An 18,899-nucleotide genomic window follows, 5' to 3' on the forward strand; every position below is an offset into this window, starting at 1 on the left:
GCGGCGCGATGGCCACGACGTTGCTGTCGTTCGTCGCGGACGAACTGGACACGCAGGTGTCGCCGCCGATCGCCGCCGCCGCGCGCGAGGTCGTCCGCCGCCTCGGCGGGCTGGCGGTGCTGTTCTACGGATCGGTGCTGCGCACTGGCGACCTCGACGGCGTGCTCGACTTCTATGTGCTGACCCCGCGTCCGCGCGGGTGGGGGCCGGGCGCGCTGGCGACGCGGACACTGTGGCCGGACGTCAGCTTCCATGAGATCGCGATCGGCGGGCGAACGATTCGCGCCAAGGTCGCGACGATGCCGCTCGACACCTTCTGCCGCGCGGCCGAGGGGCGCACGATCGATACGACGGTGTGGACGCGCTTCGCGCAACCGGCCGCGCTGGTGTGGAGCGCCGATCCGGAAACCGGCGCGCGCGTCGTCCGTGCGGTCGCCTATGCTGCCGCCACCGCGGCACGGTTCGCAGCGGTGCTCGGGCCGCAGCGCGGCACCCCGGCCGATTACTGGCTGGCGCTGTTCCGCCAGACCTATTCCGCCGAGCTGCGCGTCGAGGCGCCGGGTCGGGAGCGGCAGATCCTCGCCTTCGATCCCGGCCGGTTCGATACGCTGCTGCCGCTGGCATGGCACGGCGCCGGGATCGGCCACGAACGCCGCGGCGACGTCTATGCGCCGACGGTGCCGGTTCGCGATGCCCGCGCGACGCTGGCGGCATGGTGGCTGCGGCAGCGCCTCGGCAAGTGGCTCAACGTCGCGCGACTGGTGAAGGCCGCCTTCACCTTCGACGGCGCCGCGCGTTACGGCCTGTGGAAGTTGCAACGCCACACCGGCATCGACCTGCCGCTGACCCCATGGCGAGAGCGACACCCGATCCTCGCCGCGCCCGGCGTGATGTGGCGGGTCTGGCACCGGCGCGCGTCATGAGTTTCCATGCGCTGGTGCTCGCCGGATCGCGCGGTGGCGTCGATCCGGTCGCGGATTATGCCGGCGTGTCCGACAAGGCGTTGATCCGCATCGGCGGGGCAACGATGCTGGAGCGTGTCGTGGTGGCGCTACGCGCAGCCGGGGCGGAGCGGATCGCGGTATCCGCCAACGCGCCCGCGGTCCGTGCCGAGGCACTGCGGCTCGGCGCCGAACCGCTCAATGCCGCGGCGGGGCCGAGCCTCAGCACGCTGCACGGATTGCGGACGCTGGGTGCGCCGCTGCTGGTCACCACCGCGGACCATGCGCTGCTCCGGCCCGAATGGGTGCGCGATTTCCTTGCCGATGCGCCGGCGGACAGCGACGTCGCGGCCCTGCTCGCCCGGCGCGATGCGATCGAGCGCGACTCGCCGCCGACCCGGCGTACCTATCTGCGCTTCGCCGACGGCGGCTGGTCGGGCTGCAATCTGTTCCTGTGCCGGACGCCGGCGGCGGAAGCGGCGATCGGCCTGTGGATGTCGGTGGAGCGCGACCGCAAACGGCCGTGGCGGATCGTCCGCCGGCTGGGGGCGGGGACGTTGCTGCGCTACGCCTTCGGGCGGCTGACGCTGAACGCGGCGCTCGCGCGGCTGGGCGCGACCGTCGGCGTGCGGGCGGCGGCGGTGGCGGCGCGCAACGGGCTGGCGGCGGTGGACGTCGACAAGCCCGACGACCTCGATCTTGTCCGCGCGCTGCTCGGCGACGGGCCGGATCAGGCGTCCCAGTCGACCTGACGCCAGCCGCGCGCCGTGGCGACGCGGCGCAGCGCGGCATGCGGATTGACCGCGATCCGTTCGTCCGCCCATTCGAAGCTCGGCACGTCGGTGACATGGTCGGAATAGAAGCGGACGGTCGCTTGGTCGCGGGCGATGCCCTGATCCGCCAGCCAGCGTTCGATCATCGTGCGCTTGGCGGGGCCGTAGCAATTGCCGCCTTCGATCCGGGGCAGCAGGCGGCCGTCGGCGTCGGTCGCAGTCGCCGTCGCGATCAGCGCGTCCGCGCCCACCTCCCGCGCCACCGCCTCGGCATAGAAGCGATAGGCTGCGGTGGCGATGACGATGCGATAGCCCTCGGCCCGGTCCGCGGCGATCTGCGCTCGCGCGCCGTGGCGGATTTGTGCGGGGCCGAAACTGGCCAGCCAGCCTGCGGCGATCCGCGCCGCCTGTTCGGGCGACAGCGTGCCGAGCGCGGCGCGGTGCATCACCTGTTTCAGCCGGTCGCGGTGGATGAGGCCGAGCACCCTCAGCCCGGCTGCACCCAGCACAACCGGCAGCAGCGCCAGCCGCCATGGCGCATGACGCGTCACCGCATGGAGCAGGAACGGTGTCCAAGTCGGCGCATGGGTGATGGTGCGATCGAGATCGTAGATCGCGATCCGGGTCATGGGGGGGCGGGAGTGGTCGTCGGGTGCCATCGTGCCGGATTGGCGCGGGAAGGTGGCATCCGCATGGCAAGGCGACGCCAACCGGTTGCGGCGGCTCGCGCCGCACGCTAGGCGCGGCGTTCCATGCGGTCCTATCAGCCTTCGTCGGACCGTCGCCGGGCAGTGTCGCTGGCGCTGACCGTCGCCGCGCATATCGTGATCGCCTTCCTGCTGTGGCGGCTCGCGCCGGTGCTCGATCCGCCGGCGGAGCCGGGCCGGTCGCTGACCGTCAACATGCTGCCGGTCGGCGACAACAATTCGACCGCGACGAAGAGCGCCAAGGCCCCCGCCCGCGCCGCGCAGGCGAGCCGCCGTACCGCGCCCGAACCCCCCGCCGCGCCCAAGCCGCCGGCCGAAGACACGCCGGTGCCGCCGCCGGTGACCACGACCTTCCCCGGCTATCTGGTGCTCAGCCGCAACGAATTCGCCGCCTCCGACGTGGGCAAGATGCCCTCGCGCAAGTCGGGCGGCAGCGCCGGGCAGCAGGTCGCGGCGGCGGACGGGCAGGGCGACGGCGATGCGGGCGAAACCAGCGCCTCGGCCGGCACCGGACCGGGCGGGCAGCGGCTCTATGCCGCCGAATGGTATGTCGAGCCGGCGCAGTCGCAGCTGTCGCCCTATCTGCCCGCCAACGTGCCGTTGGGGTCGTGGGCGGAAATCGCCTGCCGCACCGCACCCAATTACCGGGTCGAGGATTGCGTGCAGCTGGGCGATTCGCGGGCCGGGTCGGGGCTGGCGCGCAGCATCCGGGAGGCGGCGTGGCAGTTCAAGGTCCGCCCGCCACGCGTCAACGGCAAGGCGCAGATCGGCGCCTGGGTGCGGATACGGATCGACTTCAGCAGGAAGGGCTAGGGCCGATCGCCATTCAGCCCTGAAGGCCTGCAAACATCTGAATGTCGATCGGCCCCAGGGCTCATCCCCGGTCGCGCGCGCGCCGGTACGTGCCCAGCACGCGCACCCATTTCGAATGGAAGCCGAGCTCTTCCAGCGCGCGATCGACGGCCGCGTCGCCGGGCTTGCCCTCGATATCCGCGAAGAATTCGGTCGCCACGAACTGGCCGCCGCGCTGATAGCTTTCCAGCTTGGTCATGTTGACGCCGTTGGTCGCGAACCCGCCCATCGCCTTGTAGAGTGCGGCGGGAATGTTCTTCACCTCGAAGATCAGCGTCGTCATCCACGGACCGGCGCCGACCGGCGGCTTGCCGCCACGGGCCAGTACGACGAAGCGCGTGGTGTTGTGGTCGGCATCGGCGATGTCGACGCCGAGCAGGTTGAGACCATAGATCGCCGCCGCGCCGGGCGGCGCGAGCGCGGCGACCGCGGGATCGCCCAGTTCGGCGACATAGGCGGCGGCGCCGGCGGTGTCGGGGTAGGAGATCTGGCGGATATCATGCGCCTTCAGCCAGTGGCGGCACTGACCGATCGCCTGCGGATGGCTCATCGCCTCACGCACCGCGTCGCGGCTGCCGGTCCCCATCAGCGCGTGGCGGATCGACAGGAAATGTTCGCCGGTGATGACCAGTCCCGATTCCGGGAGCAGGAAATGGATGTCGGCGACGCGGCCGTGCAACGAATTCTCGATCGGGATCACCGCGCAATCGGCCCGGCCGTCGCGCACCGCATCGATCGCATCCTCGAACGCGAAACAGGGCAGCGGCAGGCCGTCGGGGAAGCATTCCAGGGCCGCGACATGGCTGTTCGCGCCCGGCGCGCCCTGGAATGCGACCGCGCGCTCCGGTTCGGCGGCGGCGGCGGCGGTCATCGCGGCGACGATCGGACGGGCGGGGGCGGCGTAGGTTTCCATGGCGCCCGCGGCGGTAGAGCGCCCGCGCCGTACCAGCAAGCGCGCGCTTGCGGAGACAGACGCCGTTTCCTATGGGTTCGCAGCGCAAGAAGAGAACAGGGGCAGCGTTAGGCAGATGGATAACCGCACCAATACGATCGCCGGGTGGACGCTGGCAGCCTGCGGGCTCGCGCTCGGACTGTCGATCGTCGGCGGCATGGCCTTCCACAGCGAGCGGCCCGAGAAGATGGGCTATGCGATCGAGGGCGTCGAGGAAGAGGGTGCCGGCGGTGGTGCCGCCGAAGTGCCGATCGCCACGCTGCTGCCGACCGCGGACGCCGCCAAGGGCGCGGAAGTGTTCAAGAAGTGCGCCGCCTGCCACACGGTGACGCAGGGCGGCGCCAACGGCATTGGCCCCAATCTGTACGGCACGCTGGGCGAGGGCATCGGCCAGGGCAAGGGCGGCTTCGCCTTCTCCGACGCGCTGAAGGGCGTCGGCGGCAACTGGGACTTCGACAAGATGAACGCGTGGCTGACCAGCCCGCGCAAGTTCGCGCCCGGTACGAAGATGACCTTCGCCGGCCTCGGCAATCCGCAGGACCGCGCCAACATCATCGTCTATCTGAACGCGCAGGGTTCGAACCTGCCGCTGCCCGCCGCCCCTGCCGCAGGCGCTGCCGCCCCGGCGACGGACAAGGCGCCGGAAGGCAAGGATTCGGTCACCAACGCCGATGCCGCGAACAACCTCGGCAACACCGGTACCCCCGCCTCGGGCGCGCCGTCGGTCGACCCCGCGGCGGCGGTAGAGGGCGCCAAGGCCGGCAAGTAAGCGTTTCGTTACGGCCCGGGGGCAACGGGGTATTCTATGACCTCACCCCGCGACGGCTTTGCCGTCTTGTCCCCTCTCCCGCCGGGAGAGGGGAGGAGTCGCGCAGCGGCGACGGGTGAGGGTGGGCCGGAAGGATGGTCGTCCGGCCGGATGCCTCACCCCGCCTTCTTCGCCTGTTCTTCGTAGAAGTTGCGCACGACGTCCCATGCCTCTTCGGCGGTTTCGACATAGGTGAAGATGCCGAGGTCGCGCGCGCTGACCACGCCTTCGTCGACCAAAGCCTGGAAATTCACCACCTTTTCCCAGAATTCGCGGCCGAACAGCAGCACCGGGATCGGCTTGATCTTGCCGGTCTGGATCAGCGTCAGCAGTTCGAACAGTTCATCGAACGTCCCGAACCCGCCCGGGAAGGCCGCCAGCGCCCGCGCGCGCAGCAGGAAGTGCATCTTGCGCAACGCGAAATAGTGGAACTGGAAGCTCAGCGACGGCGTGACATAGGGGTTCGGCGCCTGCTCGTGCGGCAGGACGATGTTGAGGCCGATCGATTCGGCGCCGACGTCGGTCGCGCCGCGGTTCGCCGCTTCCATGATCGACGGGCCGCCGCCCGAGCAGACCACGAACTGGCGCTTGCCGTGCTGGTCGCGCGGCACGCGGCTGGCGATCTGCGCCAGTTCGCGCGCGACGTCGTAATAGCGGCTCTTCGCCACCAGCCGCTCGGCGATCCGGCGGCTGTCGTCGTCGCTCGCCATTTCGAGCATCGCCTGCGCCTTGGCGGGTTCGGGGATCCGGGCGGAGCCGTACATCACGAAGGTGGAGGCGATCTTCGCCTCTTCCAGCAGCAATTCGGGCTTCAGCAGCTCAAGCTGGAAGCGGACGGGCCGCAGATCCTCACGCAGCAGGAAGTCCATGTCCTGGAAGGCGAGCTTGTAGGCGGGATGCTCGGTCTGCGGCGTCGAGATCGCCTGGCTGGCGCTGGCCGCATCCTGGCTGGCGTTCGGGAAAACCCGTTCGGGTACGCGTGTATCGGTCATCCGAGGGCGTTAGAGCAAAGCCGGGGAGTGCTCAACGCCCGAAATCCTATCGGCAGACGCCGGCACGATCGTCCTCGAGGTGGAGGTGGTCGCGGTGCGCGGCATTGTAGGCGGGCGACAGGACGGTGCCGAAGCGGCGACAGGCGGAATCGTGGATCGTGGTCAGGAACCGCTGCACCTGCGGATCGGGCGAGGTCCAGTCGCGCAGCACGCTGACGCGCCGCCCGTCCTTCAGCGTCACCCCGCCGAAATCGACCGCATTGGCGATGGCATGGCCCGATCGCCGCCCGCCGCCGCGCGCGGTGCCGACGACGTTGCGGCAGGCATAGCTGCCCATGCCCTGCACGCTGGCGAGTTCGCTGCCGAGCATCTGCCACGCGGCGGGCGCCAGCGCATTGCGCACCCAGGCCGAGAATGCGCGCGCCTCGCCGCAGCGCATCGCGGTGATGCCGGTGACGGGCACGCCGATCTCGACCAGTTGCACCGCCCCCGACAGGCCGCAGCCGTTGCCGAAATCCCGGTCGGGCAGCACGCGATAGGCGACGTTCATTTGCCGCAGATCGGCGAGGCATTGCGCCGTCTCGCGCAGCGACGGCGTCGCGATCGTCGGGCGCGACGCGCCCGGACGGTCGGGCTGGCGGTCGGGACGGCCGCAGGCGGCGAGCATGAGCATCGCGACACTGGCGGAGGAGCGGGGGCAGAAGCGGGGCAAGCGGAACACGTCGGCGATCATGCGCCACCGCCCGCCAGAAACAAGTCCGTCCCGGACGAACCTGTCTTGCCAGCGCCTCCAACCGTCTCTAGGGCCGTCGACGGGCCACGCCGCCCCAACGCGGCGCGTGCTCTCTGTGAGGAGAGATACATTGACGGATACCGTGACCGCACCCGCGTTGGGCGCGACCAAGCCTGCCACCACCCCGGCACGCCCCTTCTTCAGCTCCGGCCCCTGCGCCAAGCCGCCGGGCTGGGACGCGTCGAAGCTCGCCACCGAATCGCTCGGTCGCTCGCACCGCTCCAAGATCGGCAAGACCCGCCTCGCATATTGCATCGACCTGATGCGCGAGCTGCTGAACCTGCCCGACACGCATCGCATCGGCATCGTTCCCGGCTCCGATACCGGCGCGTTCGAAATGGCGATGTGGACGATGCTCGGCGCACGCCCCGTCACGACGCTGGCCTGGGAAAGCTTTGGCGAGGGCTGGGTGACGGATGCGGTCAAGCAGCTCAAGATCGATCCCACCGTCATCCGCGCCGATTACGGCGCGTTGCCCGATCTGACGCAGATCGACTGGGCGACCGACGTGCTGTTCACCTGGAACGGCACGACCAGCGGCGTCCGCGTGCCCGATGCCGACTTCATCCCGGCCGAGCGCGAGGGGCTGAGCTTCGCCGACGCGACGTCGGGTGTCTTCGCTTATGACATCGACTGGTCCAAGATCGATGTCGCAACGTTCAGCTGGCAGAAGGTGCTGGGCGGCGAGGGCGGCCACGGTGTCCTGATCCTTGGCCCGCGCGCGGTCGAGCGGCTGGAGAACTACACCCCGGCCTGGCCGCTGCCCAAGGTCTTCCGTCTGGTGTCGAAGGGCAAGCTGACCGAAGGCGTGTTCAAGGGCGAGACGATCAACACGCCGTCGATGCTGGCGGTCGAGGACGCGATTGCGAGCCTCGAATGGGCCAAGTCATTGGGCGCCGGTGGCCTGATCGCGCGTTCGGACGCGAATGCGGCCGCGCTCGACCGGATCGTCGCGACGCGCGACTGGCTCGGCCATCTCGCGACGGACCCGGCGTCGCGGTCGAAGACCAGCGTCTGCCTGACCGTCGAGGGCGCGGACGAAGCGTTCATCAAGACGATGGCCGGCCTGCTCGAGAAGGAAGGCGCCGCCTATGACGTCGCCGGCTATCGCGACGCACCGGCCGGCCTGCGCATCTGGTGCGGCGCGACGGTCGATACCGCCGATATCGAGGCGCTCGGGCCGTGGCTCGACTGGGCCTACGCGACCGCCAAGGCCGTGGCTTAACTCCAAACCGTCATCCCCGTGCAGGCGGGGATTCATACACGCAGGTCGTCGAAAGAGCCGCATCGTCAGCGGCTATGGATCCCCGCCTTCGCGGGGACGACGACCGTTGTTTCTAGGAAATATCATGCCTAAAGTCCTCATCAGCGACAAAATGGATCCCAAGGCCGCGCAGATCTTTCGCGAGCGCGGCGTCGAGGTCGACGAGATCACCGGCAAGACGCCCGAAGAACTGATCGCGATCATCGGCGACTATGATGGCCTCGCCATCCGCAGCTCGACCAAGGTCACCAAGGCGATCCTCGAACACGCCACCAACCTGAAGGTCGTCGGCCGCGCCGGCATCGGCGTCGACAACGTCGATATCCCCGCGGCGTCCGCCAAGGGCGTCGTGGTGATGAACACGCCGTTCGGCAATTCGATCACCACCGCCGAACACGCCATCGCGCTGATGTTCGCGCTCGCGCGCCAGCTGCCCGAGGCGGACGCTTCGACGCAGGCCGGCAAGTGGGAGAAGAACCGCTTCATGGGCGTCGAGCTGACCGCCAAGACGCTGGGCTTGATCGGCGCCGGCAACATCGGCTCGATCGTCGCCGATCGCGCCCGCGGCCTCAAGATGAAGGTCGTCGCCTTCGATCCCTTCCTGACCCCCGAGCGTGCGGTCGAGATGGGCGTCGAGAAGGTGACGCTCGACGAGCTGCTCGCCCGCGCCGACTTCATCACGCTGCACACGCCGTTGACCGACCAGACGCGCAACATCCTGTCGGCCGAGGCGCTGGCGAAGACGAAGAAGGGCGTGCGCATCATCAACTGCGCGCGTGGCGGGCTGATCGACGAGGCGGCGTTGAAGGCAGGGCTCGACAGCGGTCATATCGGCGGCGCGGCGCTCGACGTGTTCGTGGAAGAGCCGGCCAAGGCGTCGCCGCTGTTCGGCACGCCGAATTTCGTCTCCACCCCGCACCTCGGCGCGTCGACCACCGAGGCGCAGGTCAATGTCGCGATCCAGGTCGCCGAGCAGATGGCCGATTTCCTCGTCTCGGGCGGCGTCACCAACGCGCTCAACATGCCGAGCCTGTCCGCCGAGGAAGCGCCAAAGCTCAAGCCCTACATGGCGCTCGCCGAGAAGCTCGGCAGCCTCGTCGGCCAGCTCACCACCGGCGCGATCACGCGCATCTCGGTCCACACCGAGGGCGCGGCGGCGGAGCTCAACGCCAAGCCGATCACCAGCGCGGTGCTGGCCGGCTTCCTCGGTACGCAGACCGCGACGGTCAACATGGTCAACGCGCCGCTGCTGGCGCGCGACCGCGGCGTCGAGGTGCGCGAGGTGCGCACCGAGCGCGAGGGCGACTATCATACGCTGCTACGCGTCTCGGTGAAGACCGCGGACGGCGAACGCTCGGTGGCGGGCACGCTGTTCGGCGATCAGGCGCCGCGTCTGGTCGAGCTGTTCGGTATCAAGGTCGAGGCCGATCTGGTCGGGCCGATGCTGTACGTCGTCAACGAGGACGCGCCGGGCTTCATCGGGCGCCTCGGCACGGCGCTGGGCGAGGCGGGCGTCAACATCGGCACCTTCCACCTCGGCCGCCGTCAGGCGGGTGGCGAAGCGGTGCTGCTGCTGTCGGTCGACGAGCCGGTGGACAGCGACCTGCTGGCCAAGGTGAAGGCGTTGGGTGGCGTGAAGACCGCGATGGGCCTGACGTTCTGACGATGCCGCCGGAGGGTGGCCGCGACGCGCTCATCCTCCGGCAGGCGTTGCCGCTCCGCGTTCACCGCGACCGTTCGATAGCGCCATCCGGGTTTTATCGCGGCGATCCCTGACGCACGCCGCCAGTCTGGCGCTTGTGCCGTATCCATAGTATCCAACGGCCCGGCCGATATGCGCCGGGGCCGGGGGATTGGTAGATTGGCGTTGTCGGTGATCGCGGTCCTGCTGCTCGGGTCGGGTCCGCTGATGGCACCGACGTTGCCCGACATCGCGCCGGTCGGGCAGCCATCGGTCGTCGCGGCGCCCGCGCCGGTGGACCGGATGCCGGATCGGCCGTCGCAAGACCTGCCGCCGCCACCTGCCGCAGACGGAACACCGGTCGTTCCGGTATTGCCGCTGGTTCATGTCCCGTTCGCCACATTCCCGGTCTTCGCCGCCGCTGACGCCACGTCGCCGGGCGCGGACATCGTCGTGACCGCACGCGGTGACTGGGAGGCGCCCGATCCGCTTGCCGGGATCAATGCGACCGCGTTCGACGCGACGCAGGCGGTGGATCGCGCGCTGATCGGTCCCCTCTCGATGGCGTACAAGAAGAAGGTGCCGGGGCCGATCCGCGACGGCATCCACAACTTCCTCTACAATTTGCGCGAACCGGTGGTGTTCGTGAATTATGTGCTCCAGCACAAGATCGGCAAGGCGGCAGAGACGGTCGGGCGGTTCGTGGTCAACACGACGATCGGCGCGATCGGCCTGTTCGACATCGCCCGTCGCAAACCATTCAGGCTTCCTCGCCGCAGCAACGGGTTCGCCAACACGTTAGGCTTCTACGGCGTCCCCAACGGCGCGTTCCTGTACCTGCCGCTGGTGGGTCCGACGACGGTTCGGGACCTGTTCGGCGGTGCGATCGACCGTTTGGTCATGCCGATCGCATTGGGGCAGGGGGTGACCGATCCCAAGTTCGCGATCCCCGCCGGTGCGCTCGGCGCGCTCGATCATCGCGCGGAGTTCGACGAAACCTACAAGGCGATCGATACCGCCCCCGGCGACCGGTACGGCAATGCCCGCGATTTCTATCTGCAACGGCGGCAGGCGGAGATCGACCGCCTGCACGGCCGCGGCAAGGCGAATTCGGGCGGCATGACCGAGGCGCCCAGCGGTGCCATCCGGTTGCGTGGCCGGGGATCGGCACCCACCGTCGAACTGCCCGTCGCCCCCGCCACGCCGGCTCCCGCGCCGACCCCCGATGTACCACCCACACCCGCACCCGTCGGCTAGCGCAACCGCATCGCGGCTATGGCGCTCCCCCGCCGCTGTCGCTATCCGCGCGACATGACCAAATTCGGCCTGCTGCCCGAGGGCTTCCACGATCGCCTGCCTCCCTTCGCCGATGCCGCCGCCGCCATCGAGGCGCGCGTGCTGGAGGCGGCACGCGGCCACGGGTACGAACGCGTCGATCCGCCGCTCGCCGAATTCGCCGAAGGGTTGGGCGCGCGGCTGAAGGCGGGCGGACTGCGCAACGCGGTGCGCTTCGTCGACCCGGTCAGCCAGACGACGATGGCGATCCGCCCCGATCTGACCGCGCAGGTGGCGCGGATCGCCGCGACCCGCATGGGCCACCACCCGCGCCCCGTCCGCCTGTCCTATGCCGGTTCGGTCCTGGCGCTGCGCGCCTCCGCGCTCGCCCCCGGCCGCGAGCGGCGGCAGGTCGGCGTGGAACTGATCGGTCTTGACTCGCGGCCCGCCGCCAGCGAGGTCGTCGCTGTGGCGGTCGAGGGGCTGACCGCGGCCGGCGTCGCGGGTGTTTCGATCGATTTCACCTTGCCCGATCTGGTCGATACGCTCGCCGCCGGGCCGCTGCCGGTCGCCGCCGACCGCCTCGGCCGGCTGCGCGAACGACTGGATGCCAAGGATGCGGGCGGCGTCGCGGAGATCGCTCCCGACTATCTGCCGCTGATCGCCGCGGCGGGACCGTTCGCATCCGCGATGGCGCAGTTGCGCGCGTTCGACACGGATGGCGTGCTGACGTCGCGGCTCGACGGACTGGCGGCGATCACGGCGGCGATCCCCGACAGCGTCAGGCTGACGCTGGATCCGACCGAGCGGCACGGTTTCGAATATCAGACATGGCTCGGCTTTTCGCTCTTTGCCGCCGGCGTCGCGCGTGAGGTCGGCCGCGGCGGCACCTATCGCATCGTCCATGGCGATGGCGCGGAAGAGGTCGCGACAGGCTTTTCCCTCTACGCCGATGCGATCGTCGCCACCACCGGCCCGGTCGATCGCCGCCGCCTGTTCCTGCCTTTCGGTACCCCCGCCGCGGACGGCGCGAGGATGCGCGTCGACGGCTGGGTGACCGTCGCCGCGCTGGAACCGGGCGACACGCCCGAAGCGCAATTGTGCACGCATCTGTGGGCGGCGGGTGAGGCAAGGGCGCTGCTCGCCGACTGATCCATATGGCAAAGGGAGGTCGAAGTGCGAATCCGTAACGTGCTGATCCGACGGTTGCTGCCGCTCGAGGCGATCGACGCCGCGGTCGTGGAATATGAGGCCCTGTTCGGCGAACCGGCGCGGCTGCGGTTCGATTATCCGGAGATGGAGTTGCGCCTCGTGCAGGTCGGGCAGATCCTGTTCATCGGTGGGTCCGACGCGGCGCTGGCGCCGTTCCGGGCGACCGCGATGACCTTCATGGTCGACGATATCGCCGCCTTCGCCGCCTATCTGCCGACGACCGGCGCCACCATCCTCGACGGTATCCGGCACGTACCGACCGGGCGCAACATGCTGGTCCGGCAACGCGACGGTGCGCTGGTCGAATATGTCGAGCATGATTCGCCGCATCCCGCCGATGCCGTGCTCGTGCATGCGGTTGACCCCGCTCGCGGCGCCGGGTAACCGCCGCCCCGACATTTCGGAACCACCCGTCGCGCCGAGTCCTGTCGAAGGGCGCGCGGGTTCGCTGTGGCAGGGGGAGTTCCGTATCCATGGCCAATGTAGCAGTGATCGGCGCGCAATGGGGCGACGAGGGCAAGGGCAAGATCGTCGACTGGCTCGCCGAGCGCGCCGACATGGTCGTCCGCTTCCAGGGCGGACATAACGCCGGCCACACCCTCGTCGTCGGCGAGAACGTCTACAAACTGTCGCTGCTCCCGTCGGGCATCGTTCGCGGCACCCCGAGCGTCATCGGCAACGGTGTCGTGCTGGACCCCTGGGCGCTGAAGGCGGAGATCGAGCGGCTGGCGGCCCAAGGTGTGTCGGCGACGCCCGAGACGCTGCGTATCGCCGACAATTGCGCGCTGATCCTGCCGCTGCACCGCGACCTCGACGCGCTGCGCGAGGATGCGAGCGGCGCGGGCAAGATCGGCACGACCCGGCGCGGCATCGGCCCGGCCTATGAGGACAAGGTCGGCCGCCGTGCGATCCGCGTCTGCGACCTCGCGCATCTCGACGACCTGGGGCCGCAGCTCGACCGGCTGCTCGCGCATCACGACGCGCTGCGCGCCGGCTTCGGTTCGCCCGCGATCGACCGCGCGGCGCTGATCGCCGAACTGCGCGAGATCGCCGATTTCGTCCTGTCCTTCGCCAAGCCGGTGTGGCGCGACCTCAACGAGGCGCGGGCGGCGGGCAAGCGCATCCTGTTCGAAGGCGCACAGGGCGTGCTGCTCGACGTCGATCACGGCACCTATCCGTTCGTCACCTCGTCCAACACGATCGCCGGCACCGCGGCGGGCGGTTCGGGACTGGGACCGGCGGCGGTCGGTTTCGTGCTCGGCATCGCCAAGGCCTATACGACCCGCGTCGGGTCGGGTCCGTTCCCCACCGAGCTGGAGGACGAGACCGGCGAGCGCCTCGGCGTGCGCGGCCATGAATTCGGCACCGTCACCGGGCGCAAGCGCCGCTGCGGCTGGATCGACACAGTGTTGCTGCGTCAGTCAGCGGCGGTCGGCGGGATCACCGGCATCGCGCTCACCAAGATCGACGTGCTCGACGGGTTCGAGACGGTGAAGATCTGCACCGGCTATCGACTGCACGGTCAGGAACTCGATTACTTCCCCTCGCATGCCGCCGACCAGGCCGCGGTCGAGCCGGTCTACGAAACGATGGAGGGCTGGCAGGAATCGACGGCCGGCGCGCGTAGCTGGGCGGACCTGCCGGCGCAGACGATCAAGTACATCCGCCGCGTCGAGGAGCTGATCCGTTGCCCGGTCGCGCTGGTATCGACCAGCCCGGAGCGCGAGGACACGATCCTGGTCCGCGACCCCTTCGCGGATTGATCCGGACACGAAAAAGCCGGGTGGCCTGAACCACCCGGCTGTTCGAGCCTCACATCGGTGAAGGCTTATTGCGGCGGCGTGGTGCCACCGGTGGTGGTGCCGGTCGTCGTTCCACCCATGGTGCCCGTCGTCGACGTGCCGCCCATCGTGCCGGTGGTTCCGGTGCCACCCATCGTCCCGGTGGTCGTGCCGGTGCCGGTGCCGGTCGTGCCGCCCATCGTATCGGTGGTCGATCCCGGGGCCGTCGTCGTCGTGGTCGAACTATCGACGCCCGTCGTGCTGCCGCTGGTGCCGGCGCGCGCATTGCGTCCGCGCTTCGACGACTTGCTCTGGGTGGTGGTCGTCGTCGACATCGTCGAATCGGTCGGCGACGTCGTAGTCGTCTGGCCGCCCATCGTGCCGGAGGTCGTACCCATCGTCGAACCGGCGGTGCCTCCGGTCGTGGTCTGGGCATAGGCTGCGGCCGGGATCAGCATGGCAGCCGCCATGATTGGAATGACCTTACGCATTGTTCTCTCCTGCAAATTCTTGCTCGCCCCCAACGGGTAGGGCAGGAGAGGGTTCCCATTATTAACTATCAGCGCCCCGTCTGGCCCCGATGCAGCAACGCCTGATCGGCCAAAACGAGCGCCACCATCGCCTCCACGACGGGCACGCCGCGGATGCCGACGCAGGGGTCGTGGCGACCTTTCGTGGCGATGTCGGCAGCGTTGCCGCTGCGGTCGATCGTCTCGACCGGGATCAGGATCGAACTGGTCGGCTTGAACGCGACGCGTACCCGGATCGGCTGGCCGGTGGCGATGCCGCCGGTGATCCCGCCCGCGTGATTGGCGAGGAAATCGGGGCCGTCGGCACCGGGGCGCATCGCGTCGGCATTGCCTTCGCCGGTCAGCGCCGCGGCCGCGAAGCCGTCGCCGATCTCGACGCCCTTCACCGCGTTGATCCCCATACAGGCATGCGCCAGTTCGGCATCCAGCTTGGCGTAGAGCGGCGCCCCCCAGCCGGCGGGCACGCCGACCGCCTCGCACGCCACGACCGCGCCGAGCGACGATCCGGCCTTGCGCGCGGTGTCGACCAGCACCTCCCACCGCGCCGCCGCGGCGCGATCCGGGCAGAAGAACGGATTGTCGTCGATCGCCGCATCGTCGAATGAAGCATAATCGATGGCGTCGCCGCCGATCGCCTCGACCCAGCCACGGATGCGCACCTGCGGGATCACCCGCCGCGCCACCGCCCCGGCGGCGACCCGCGACGCCGTCTCGCGCGCCGACGACCGCCCGCCACCGCGATAGTCGCGAAAGCCGTATTTGGCGTCATAGGCGTAATCGGCATGACCCGGACGATAGGCGAGCGCGACTTCGGAATAATCCTTCGATCGCTGGTCGACATTCTCGATCATCAGGCTGATCGGCGTCCCCGTCGTCCGCCCCTCGAACACGCCGGACAGGATGCGGACCTGATCCGGCTCGCGCCGCTGCGTCGTGAAGCGCGACGTGCCGGGGCGGCGCTTGTCGAGCCATGGCTGGATGTCCGCTTCGGTCAGCGCGAGTCCGGGCGGACAACCGTCGACGACGGCGCCGATCGCCGGTCCATGGCTCTCGCCCCAGGTGGTGAAGCGGAACAGATGACCGAAGGAATTGATGCTCACGATGGGGATCCCAGCCTGGCGAATGCCGCCGCGTGCGTCGCGTTGCCGCGGACGCCGCAGGGGATCAAGCCACCCTGCAGTGGCAGGGCCATGAAATAGTCGCCGGCATAAGGCGAGTCGAACCCATGGGCGAGGTCTACGGCGAACCCGAATTTGCCGTAGAAGTCCGTCTCCCCGAGCGCGAAGCACAATACCACACCGGCCGCTTCCAGATGTTCGACACCGGCCCCGATCAGCGCCTCGGCCACGCCCTGACGCCGCCAGGCACGATCCACGGCGATCGGTGCCAGCGCGGCGGACGGTACCGCCTTGTCGCCGATCGTCACGTCCATCCGGCTGAACGCGACCAGTCCGGCGAGCGTCCCGTCCCTTTCATCCTCGGCGACGAGGACGAGGATCATATCGCCATCCACGCACAGATCGCGCACCAGCACGGCTTCGTCGGGCGCCGGAAAACAGTCCCTCAGCAGCGTGTCGATGGCCGCGACGTCGTCGCCGCGCGCCGGCCGAACGGCAACGGTCACGCCAGCGCGATGTCCGGGGCGTCTTCTGCCTTCATGCCGATGACATTGTATCCGGCGTCGACATGGTGAATCTCGCCGGTCACGCCGCTGGACAGGTCGCTGAGCATGTAGAGGCCCGCGCCGCCGACGTCCTCGATCGTCACCGTGCGGCGCAGCGGCGCGTTCAGCTCGTTCCACTTCAGGATATAGTTGAAATCGCCGATGCCGCGCGCCGCCAGCGTCTGGATCGGGCCGGCGGAGATGGCGTTGATGCGGATGTTGTCGGGGCCGAGATCGACCGCGAGATACTTCACGCTGGTCTCCAGCGCCGCCTTGGCGACTCCCATGACGTTGTAATGCGGAATGACCTTTTCCGCGCCATAATAGGTCAGCGTCAGGATCGACCCGCCCTCCGGCATCAGCCGTCGCGCACGCTGCGCCACCGCGACCAGCGAATAGGCGGAGATGTTCATCGTCATCAGGAAATTGTCGAGCGTCGTATCGTAATAGCGCCCGCGTAGCTGCGACTTGTCGGAAAAGCCGATCGCATGGACGACGAAGTCGATTCGCGGCCATTCCGCCGCCAGCGCGTCGAAGGTCGCATCCAGCGCCGCCATGTCGGATACGTCGCAATCGAACAGCCGCGCCACGCCCAATTGCTCGGCGAGCGGGCGCACCCGCTTCTCCATCGCCGCGCCCTGATAGGAAAACGCCAGCTCCGCGCCATGTTCGGACAATTGCTTGGCGATGCCCCAGGCCAGCGACTTGTCGTTCGCCAGACCCATGATAAGCCCGCGCTTGCCCGCCATCAAACCCGTCACGCCGTCTTCGCCTCCATCTTGGTCGTGTTCCCCTGTAGCGCCGGTTCCGGCGGTTCCGCCAGTGCCGCGTTGAGATGGGCGCCGAACACCAGTCCCAGCCCGATCAGATAGAAGAACAGGAGCATCACCACCACACCTGCCAGACTGCCGTAGGTCAGGTCGTAGCCGCCGAGCTGCGCCAGCACCTTGGGCAGCAGTGCCGTCATGCTGATCCACCAGCCGGCGGTGAACAGCGCACCCGGCCATTTCGGACAATCGGTGTAGCGATATTTGGAAGGCGTCACCGAATAGAACAGCAGGTAGAGCGCGCCGAACATCACCAGTCCCGGGATGATCCGCGACAGCCCGACCCAGCCCGCAATCCCTTCCGCGAACGGCACCAGCCGGTAGATGAACTGTTCGGCCGCGGTCAGGATACCCTGTACGAGGAAGCTCATCAGCGCGATGACGACCGACAGGATGATGACGCCCGATGACGACAGCCGCGAGCGCCAGAACGGCACGCTCGCCTTCACGCCATAGGCGCGGTGGAAGATGTCGCGGATCGTCTCGACGAAGCTGCCGACCGTCCACAGGCCGACGAGGCCGCCCAGCCACAGCAGCGATCCCGTCCGCGCGACCAGCACGTCAGCGATCGGCTTGCGCAGAATATCGGCAACGTTGGGCGGCAGGACGTGGAGGAACGAGGCGACGGCGCGCTGCGTCTCCTCGCTCTGTCCCAGCAGCGACAGCACCGCCGCGGCGGTGATGAAGAACGGGAACACCGTCATCAGCGCCAGATAGGCGAGGTTGCCGGCATGAATGAAGCCGTCGTTGAACACGCCAAGCGCGGCGCGCTTCGTCACCTCCAGCGCGGCCGGTCCCGGCTTGAGCTTGGCGAGCTGATGGCGGGCACCGTGGCGCTGGTGGGCACGGTCTTCGGGCGTAAGGGCTGTCGTATCGGTCACGTAGGCGGTCAGACGCCCATCGCCGCCCGTGGGTTCCGCGTGTCGCTCCACTCCACCACGAACCGTTGCAGCGCGGCATCGTCGGCCGGCACGTCGATCACCAGCGTCACCAGCTGGTCGCCGCGGCTGCCGTCCTTCTTGTGAAAGCCCTTGCCCTTGAGGCGCAGCGTCTTGCCCGAGGTCGTCCCCTTGGGGATGGTCAGCATCACCGCCTTGTCGACGGTCGGCACGCGCACCGCGCCGCCCGCCACCGCCTCGCCCAGCGTGATCGGCAGATCGAGCCGCACGTCGTCGCCGTCGCGGGTGAAGAAGCGGTGGCCCTGCACCTCGATCGAGACGATCGCGTCGCCCGCGCCGCCCGGTCCCTGTTCGCCCTTGCCGGTGAGCTTCATCTGCGTGCCGGTCTCGACCCCGGCGGGCAGCTTGAGGTCGATCGTCTTGCCGTCGCCGAGCGTCACGCGCTGCGGGCTCAAGGTCGCCGCATCGACGAACGGCACCTGCAGGCGATAGGTGACATTGCCGCCCTTCGGTTGCGCCCGCCGGCCGAAGCCGCTGGCGAAGCCGCCGCCGCGGCTTTGGCCGCCGAACAGCCCTTCGAAGATGTCGCTCATGTCGGCTTCGCCACCGCCGAATTCATAGCCGGCGCTGCTGAACCCGCCGCCCGGCCCGCCGGCGCGACCGCCGCTGCCCGGCCGGGCGCCGCCGCCATGGCCGAACGGCGAGGCGGGGTTGCCGTCGCCGTCGATCTCGCCGCGGTCGAAGCGCGCGCGCTTGTCCTTGTCGGTCAGCAGGTCATAGGCGTTGGTGACCTGGCTGAAGCGCTCCGACGCCTTGGGATTGTCCTTGTTGCGATCGGGATGCAGCTCTTTGGCCAGCTTGCGATACGCTTTCTTGATGTCCGCCTCGGACGCGCCGCGGGCAACGCCCAAGGTCTGATATGGATCGGCCATTGGTTCCCCATTGGTGT

The 18,899-nt window shown here is 69.0% G+C and carries 20 protein-coding genes; 10 read left to right on the forward strand and 10 right to left on the reverse strand.

The window, feature by feature from the left end; translation table 11 throughout:
• Nucleotides 1-8: 8 nt before the first annotated feature.
• The gene (locus AC1RTO_RS10010) at nucleotides 9-923 is read left to right on the forward strand and encodes a hypothetical protein (protein WP_493160723.1); all 915 of its coding nucleotides are present in this window, start codon (nucleotides 9-11) and stop codon (nucleotides 921-923) included.
• Nucleotides 920-1,693 (forward strand): nucleotidyltransferase family protein, encoded by a 774-nt coding sequence (locus AC1RTO_RS10015; RefSeq protein WP_493160724.1) that lies wholly within the window; start codon nucleotides 920-922, stop codon nucleotides 1,691-1,693. The genes AC1RTO_RS10010 and AC1RTO_RS10015 overlap by 4 nt, the downstream gene beginning before the upstream one ends.
• On the opposite strand, the gene AC1RTO_RS10020 is transcribed toward AC1RTO_RS10015, so the two are convergent.
• A complete protein-coding gene (locus AC1RTO_RS10020) occupies nucleotides 1,672-2,343 on the reverse strand; it encodes an HAD family hydrolase (RefSeq protein WP_493160725.1) in 672 nt (223 codons plus the stop codon). The genes AC1RTO_RS10015 and AC1RTO_RS10020 overlap by 22 nt on opposite strands.
• Before the next feature lie 123 nt (nucleotides 2,344-2,466).
• On the opposite strand from AC1RTO_RS10020, the gene AC1RTO_RS10025 reads away from it, so the two are divergent.
• Nucleotides 2,467-3,234 carry a hypothetical protein gene (locus AC1RTO_RS10025; RefSeq protein ID WP_493160726.1) on the forward strand — a complete coding sequence of 256 codons (768 nt, stop codon included), beginning with the start codon at nucleotides 2,467-2,469 and terminating at the stop codon, nucleotides 3,232-3,234.
• 61 nt (nucleotides 3,235-3,295) lie between these two features.
• Here the strand turns inward: AC1RTO_RS10025 and AC1RTO_RS10030 are convergent, their stop codons facing one another.
• Nucleotides 3,296-4,186, reverse strand: coding sequence for a prephenate dehydratase (locus tag AC1RTO_RS10030; protein WP_493160727.1), 891 nt, complete (start codon nucleotides 4,184-4,186; stop codon nucleotides 3,296-3,298).
• A gap of 115 nt (nucleotides 4,187-4,301) precedes the next feature.
• On the opposite strand from AC1RTO_RS10030, the gene AC1RTO_RS10035 reads away from it, so the two are divergent.
• Nucleotides 4,302-4,994 carry a c-type cytochrome gene (locus AC1RTO_RS10035; protein ID WP_293876171.1) on the forward strand — a complete coding sequence of 231 codons (693 nt, stop codon included), beginning with the start codon at nucleotides 4,302-4,304 and terminating at the stop codon, nucleotides 4,992-4,994.
• Nucleotides 4,995-5,149: 155 nt separating this feature from the next.
• Here the strand turns inward: AC1RTO_RS10035 and AC1RTO_RS10040 are convergent, their stop codons facing one another.
• Together AC1RTO_RS10040 and AC1RTO_RS10045 are read right to left on the reverse strand one after the other, a co-directional pair.
• Nucleotides 5,150-6,025 (reverse strand): LOG family protein, encoded by an 876-nt coding sequence (locus AC1RTO_RS10040; protein WP_493160728.1) that lies wholly within the window; start codon nucleotides 6,023-6,025, stop codon nucleotides 5,150-5,152.
• 46 nt (nucleotides 6,026-6,071) lie between these two features.
• Nucleotides 6,072-6,758 (reverse strand): extensin family protein, encoded by a 687-nt coding sequence (locus AC1RTO_RS10045; protein WP_493160729.1) that lies wholly within the window; start codon nucleotides 6,756-6,758, stop codon nucleotides 6,072-6,074.
• A 130-nt stretch (nucleotides 6,759-6,888) separates the two neighbouring features.
• On the opposite strand from AC1RTO_RS10045, the gene AC1RTO_RS10050 reads away from it, so the two are divergent.
• The 6 genes from AC1RTO_RS10050 to AC1RTO_RS10075 all read left to right on the forward strand — a co-directional run bounded on the left by AC1RTO_RS10050 (nucleotide 6,889) and on the right by AC1RTO_RS10075 (nucleotide 14,013).
• Nucleotides 6,889-8,043, forward strand: a complete 1,155-nt coding sequence (locus AC1RTO_RS10050; RefSeq protein WP_493160730.1) for a phosphoserine transaminase — start codon at nucleotides 6,889-6,891, stop codon at nucleotides 8,041-8,043.
• 124 nt (nucleotides 8,044-8,167) lie between these two features.
• Nucleotides 8,168-9,745, forward strand: coding sequence for a phosphoglycerate dehydrogenase (gene serA / locus AC1RTO_RS10055; protein ID WP_493160731.1), 1,578 nt, complete (start codon nucleotides 8,168-8,170; stop codon nucleotides 9,743-9,745).
• A gap of 210 nt (nucleotides 9,746-9,955) precedes the next feature.
• Nucleotides 9,956-11,020 carry an MlaA family lipoprotein gene (locus AC1RTO_RS10060; protein WP_493160732.1) on the forward strand — a complete coding sequence of 355 codons (1,065 nt, stop codon included), beginning with the start codon at nucleotides 9,956-9,958 and terminating at the stop codon, nucleotides 11,018-11,020.
• Nucleotides 11,021-11,074: 54 nt separating this feature from the next.
• A complete protein-coding gene (locus tag AC1RTO_RS10065) occupies nucleotides 11,075-12,190 on the forward strand; it encodes an ATP phosphoribosyltransferase regulatory subunit (protein WP_493160733.1) in 1,116 nt (371 codons plus the stop codon).
• Between the two features lie 24 nt (nucleotides 12,191-12,214).
• Nucleotides 12,215-12,634, forward strand: coding sequence for a VOC family protein (locus tag AC1RTO_RS10070; protein WP_493160734.1), 420 nt, complete (start codon nucleotides 12,215-12,217; stop codon nucleotides 12,632-12,634).
• An 89-nt stretch (nucleotides 12,635-12,723) separates the two neighbouring features.
• A complete protein-coding gene (locus tag AC1RTO_RS10075) occupies nucleotides 12,724-14,013 on the forward strand; it encodes an adenylosuccinate synthase (RefSeq protein ID WP_493160735.1) in 1,290 nt (429 codons plus the stop codon).
• A 65-nt stretch (nucleotides 14,014-14,078) separates the two neighbouring features.
• Here the strand turns inward: AC1RTO_RS10075 and AC1RTO_RS10080 are convergent, their stop codons facing one another.
• The 6 genes from AC1RTO_RS10080 to AC1RTO_RS10105 all read right to left on the reverse strand — a co-directional run bounded on the left by AC1RTO_RS10080 (nucleotide 14,079) and on the right by AC1RTO_RS10105 (nucleotide 18,882).
• A complete protein-coding gene (locus tag AC1RTO_RS10080) occupies nucleotides 14,079-14,522 on the reverse strand; it encodes a hypothetical protein (protein WP_493160736.1) in 444 nt (147 codons plus the stop codon).
• Between the two features lie 68 nt (nucleotides 14,523-14,590).
• Complete coding sequence (aroC, locus tag AC1RTO_RS10085; protein ID WP_493160737.1) at nucleotides 14,591-15,661, reverse strand: chorismate synthase; 1,071 nt, start codon at nucleotides 15,659-15,661, stop codon at nucleotides 14,591-14,593.
• A complete protein-coding gene (locus AC1RTO_RS10090) occupies nucleotides 15,658-16,185 on the reverse strand; it encodes a GNAT family N-acetyltransferase (RefSeq protein ID WP_493160738.1) in 528 nt (175 codons plus the stop codon). Before AC1RTO_RS10090 ends, aroC begins: the two co-directional genes overlap by 4 nt.
• Nucleotides 16,182-16,985 (reverse strand): enoyl-ACP reductase FabI, encoded by an 804-nt coding sequence (gene fabI / locus AC1RTO_RS10095; RefSeq protein ID WP_493160739.1) that lies wholly within the window; start codon nucleotides 16,983-16,985, stop codon nucleotides 16,182-16,184. The genes AC1RTO_RS10090 and fabI overlap by 4 nt, the downstream gene beginning before the upstream one ends.
• Nucleotides 16,982-17,932 (reverse strand): YihY/virulence factor BrkB family protein, encoded by a 951-nt coding sequence (locus AC1RTO_RS10100; protein ID WP_493160740.1) that lies wholly within the window; start codon nucleotides 17,930-17,932, stop codon nucleotides 16,982-16,984. Before AC1RTO_RS10100 ends, fabI begins: the two co-directional genes overlap by 4 nt.
• 8 nt (nucleotides 17,933-17,940) lie before the next feature.
• Nucleotides 17,941-18,882: a DnaJ C-terminal domain-containing protein gene (locus AC1RTO_RS10105; RefSeq protein WP_493160741.1), complete on the reverse strand. Its 942-nt coding sequence runs from the start codon at nucleotides 18,880-18,882 to the stop codon at nucleotides 17,941-17,943.
• Between the last annotated feature and the right edge of the window lie 17 nt (nucleotides 18,883-18,899).

This window comes from Sphingomonas sp. GW821-FHT10F09 (genome assembly GCF_058809195.1).